This window comes from Streptomyces sp. NPDC002690 (assembly GCF_053592415.1).
Window position 1 is genome coordinate 1 of sequence record NZ_JBSFVR010000537.1, and the last position, 3,556, is coordinate 3,556.

Below are 3,556 nucleotides of genomic sequence, written 5' to 3' on the forward strand. Positions count from 1 at the left end.
TCCACCGGCACGGTGTCGTTCCGGACCGGATCAACCTCGGTGGTGGACTGCCCGCACCGGTCGAGGACGCCGAGAGCGGTCTCGCCGCCCGGCACCGGATCGCCGTCCTGTACGGCTACCCGGAGCGCGCGGGCGAGCTGATCCACAACGCCACCCGGCTCGTCGGCCCCGACGGCACCGCCCTCGCCGACTACCGCAAGACCCACCTCTTCGGCGAGTTCGAACACACCTGGTTCACCCCCGGCGAGCAGGCCGTCGTCCAGGCGGAACTCGACGGTGTCCGCGTCGGGCTGCTGATCTGCTACGACGTCGAGTTCCCGGAGAACGTCCGCGCGCACGCCCTCGCCGGCACCGACCTCCTGGCCGTGCCCACGGCGCAGATGCACCCCTTCCAGTTCGTCGCCGAGTCCGTCGTACCGGTACGCGCCTTCGAGAGCCAGATGTACATCGCCTACGTCAACCGGAGCGGGCAGGAAGGCGAGTTCGAGTTCGTCGGGCTGAGCTGCCTGGCCGGGCCCGACGGCGCGGTGCGCGCCCGGGCCGGACGCGGCGAGGAACTCGTCACCGGGGACGTGGACCCCGCCCTCCTCGCCACCTCGCGCGCCGTCAACCCGTACCTCGCCGACCGGCGCCCGGAGCTGTACGGCCCGCTCGCCCGCCCCGTCTGAGGTCTCCCCGTTCCCGTCGTCTCCTCTCTCCCGCTCGTCCCCGCAAGGAGTCCGTACCCCATGACGTCCACGGTGCCCACCGCCGTCCCGCACGCCGACACCGCCCCGCCGATCACCATGTTCGGCCCGGACTTCCCGTACGCGTACGACGACTTCCTCGCCCACCCCGCCGGGCTCGGCCAGATCCCCGCCACCGAGCACGGGCAGGAGGTCGCGGTCGTCGGCGGCGGCCTCTCCGGCATCATCACCGCCTACGAGCTGATGAAGATGGGCCTGCGCCCCGTCCTCTACGAGGCCGACCGGATCGGCGGCCGGCTGCGCACCGTGGGCTTCGACGGCTGCGACCCCTCGCTCACCGCCGAGATGGGCGCCATGCGGTTCCCGCCCTCGTCCACCGCGCTCCAGCACTACATCGACCTGGTGGACCTGGAGACCCGGCCGTTCCCCAACCCGCTCTCCCCGACGACACCCTCGACCGTCGTGGACCTCAAGGGAGAGTCGCACTACGCGCGCACCATCGACGACCTGCCCCAGGTCTACCGCGACGTGATGGACGCCTGGAACGCCTGCCTGGAGGAGGGCGCCGACTTCTCCGACATGAACCGGGCCCTGCGGGAGCGGGACGTCCCGCGCATCCGGGAGATCTGGGCTCGGCTCGTGGAGCAGCTCGACAACCAGACCTTCTACGGGTTCCTGTGCGCGTCCGAATCCTTCAAGTCCTTCCGCCACCGCGAGATCTTCGGCCAGGTCGGCTTCGGCACCGGCGGCTGGGACACCGACTTCCCCAACTCCATCCTGGAGATCCTGCGGGTCGTCTACACCGAGGCGGACGACCACCACCGGGGGATCGTCGGAGGCAGCCAGCAGCTCCCGCTGCGCCTGTGGGAGCGCGAACCGGTGAAGATGGTCCACTGGCCGTCCGGCACCTCGCTCTCCTCGCTGCACGGCGGCGATCCCCGCCCTGCCGTCACCCGGCTCGACCGCACCGCGGGCAACCGCGTCACCGTCACGGACGCGGACGGCGACATCCGCACCTATCGCGCCGTCGTCTTCACCGGGCAGTCCTGGTTGCTGCTCTCCAAGATCGCCTGCGACGACGAGCTCTTCCCGATCGATCACTGGACGGCGATGGAGCGCACCCACTACATGGAGTCGTCCAAGCTGTTCGTGCCCGTCGACCGCCCCTTCTGGCTCGACAAGGACGAGACCACCGGCCGCGACACCATGTCGATGACGCTGACCGACCGGATGACCCGGGGTACGTACCTGCTGGACGACGGGCCCGACAAGCCGGCCGTCATCTGCCTCTCGTACACCTGGTGCGACGACAGTCTGAAGTGGCTGCCGCTCTCGCCGAACGAGCGCATGGACGTCATGCTCAAGTCGCTCGGCGAGATCTACCCGAACGTCGACATCCGCAAGCACGTCATCGGCAACCCGGTGACCGTGTCCTGGGAGAACGAGCCCTATTTCATGGGGGCGTTCAAGGCGAACCTGCCCGGCCACTACCGCTACCAGCGGCGGCTGTTCACCCACTTCATGCAGGACCGGCTGCCCGCCGACAAGCGGGGGATCTTCCTGGCCGGCGACGACATCTCCTGGACGGCGGGCTGGGCCGAGGGCGCCGTGCAGACCGCGCTGAACGCGGTCTGGGGCGTGATGAACCAGTTCGGCGGCTCCACCGACCCCACCAACCCGGGTCCCGGCGACCTCTTCGACGAGATCGCCCCGGTGGAACTGCCGGAGGACTGACCCCCACGACCGCCTCCCGGTCCCCGACCGGGAGGCGGTGGACGGCAGTTCAGCCGCAGGGGGTCAGCAGGAACCGGCCGACCAGCCCGACCGCCGCGTCCGTACGCTGCCGGAACTCCTCGGCGAGCGGCGGGAGGGCGCGCAGTCGCCAGAGCACCTTCGCCGCCGACCAGGCGCCGTCCCGGGCCCGCTGGAGGCTCCAGGACGTCAGCAGATGGGTCAGCGGGTCGGCGATCTCCAGCAGATCCGGTCCGGGCATCAGCTCCTCGCGGATCCGCTCCTCCAGCAGTACGAGGAGATCACCCACGCGCTCGAACTCATCCTCCAGGTCCGGCGGAGCGCAGCCGAGCGTACGGCAGGCGTCCACCACGGCCAACGCGAGATCGTGGCCGATGTGCGCGTTGATGCCCGCGAGGGCGAACTGAACCGGGCGTACGCCGGGGTGACGCCGGAACTGGAGGAGCGGACGCCAGCACTCCGGTGGAAGGCCGCCCCGTTCCGCGGTGCCCATCGCGGTCAGATAGTGCTCCGCGAACCGGACGTCCAGCACCGACGTGGCCGCACGGTCGGTGAAGCCGCCCGCGTCGACCTCGCCGCCGATGGCCTCGGTGACCGCCAGATAGACCTGGTTGAAGACTCCTACGCCGTCCCCCTCGGGGCACAGGGCCCCGAGGTCACGCATGCGTTCGATCACGTTCGCGATGCTGGTGGGTGCCGTCTCCACGGCCGGGTCCGGGCCCGGCGGGGCCTCGTCCGCGATCTGTTCCAACTGCGCCATGACCGCAGCGTCCCAGCCGTAGTCTCGACGCGGCGGCGACCGGGCCGGAGTTCATCGGATCGGACGAACCCCGGTGCCCCGGAAGGATGGTGTGGAGTGCCGGACCGTGTCCGCGAAGTCCCGTGGGGTCCGGGGACGTTCCCCGTACGGCGCCGGGGCGCCGCCCGTACGGAACGCCGCGCCGCCCGCCGGCACGCGCTCATGAGCGCAGCCTCGGCCCTCGTCGCCGCCGTGGCCGCCGCCGCCGTGCTGACCACCGGGGCGGGCGGCGGCGATCGCGCCACGGCCGGGGCCCGCCCCCGCACCAGATGGGGCCGGGCCGACAGCCACCACAGACCTTGTCGTAGTACTGTCCGCC

3 protein-coding genes and 1 pseudogene are annotated in these 3,556 nt (G+C 71.1%); 3 read left to right on the plus strand and 1 reads right to left on the minus strand.

What is annotated here, in order from left to right; all coding sequences use genetic code 11:
- Both ACWD3D_RS34765 and ACWD3D_RS34770 read left to right on the plus strand, forming a co-directional pair.
- Window positions 1-668 (plus strand): carbon-nitrogen hydrolase family protein (locus tag ACWD3D_RS34765; RefSeq protein ID WP_451464684.1); only part of this gene is annotated, 668 nt, incomplete at its 5' end.
- Between the two features lie 60 nt (window positions 669-728).
- Window positions 729-2,420 carry a flavin monoamine oxidase family protein gene (locus tag ACWD3D_RS34770; protein ID WP_451464685.1) on the plus strand — a complete coding sequence of 564 codons (1,692 nt, stop codon included), beginning with the start codon at window positions 729-731 and terminating at the stop codon, window positions 2,418-2,420.
- A 49-nt stretch (window positions 2,421-2,469) separates the two neighbouring features.
- Here ACWD3D_RS34770 and ACWD3D_RS34775 read toward each other — a convergent pair whose 3' ends face one another.
- Window positions 2,470-3,198, minus strand: a complete 729-nt coding sequence (locus ACWD3D_RS34775) for a DUF5995 family protein (RefSeq protein WP_451464686.1) — start codon at window positions 3,196-3,198, stop codon at window positions 2,470-2,472.
- Window positions 3,199-3,294: 96 nt separating this feature from the next.
- Here ACWD3D_RS34775 and ACWD3D_RS34780 point away from each other — a divergent pair.
- Window positions 3,295-3,556: pseudogene (locus ACWD3D_RS34780) on the plus strand (hypothetical protein); the annotation flags it as partial.

Bases quoted from the DNA above. Each gene is read 5' to 3' on its own strand.
- ACWD3D_RS34770 (WP_451464685.1), top strand. From the start codon at position 729: ATGACGTCCACGGTGCCCACCGCCGTCCCGCACGCCGACACCGCCCCG.
- ACWD3D_RS34775 (WP_451464686.1), bottom strand. From the start codon at position 3,198: ATGGCGCAGTTGGAACAGATCGCGGACGAGGCCCCGCCGGGCCCGGAC.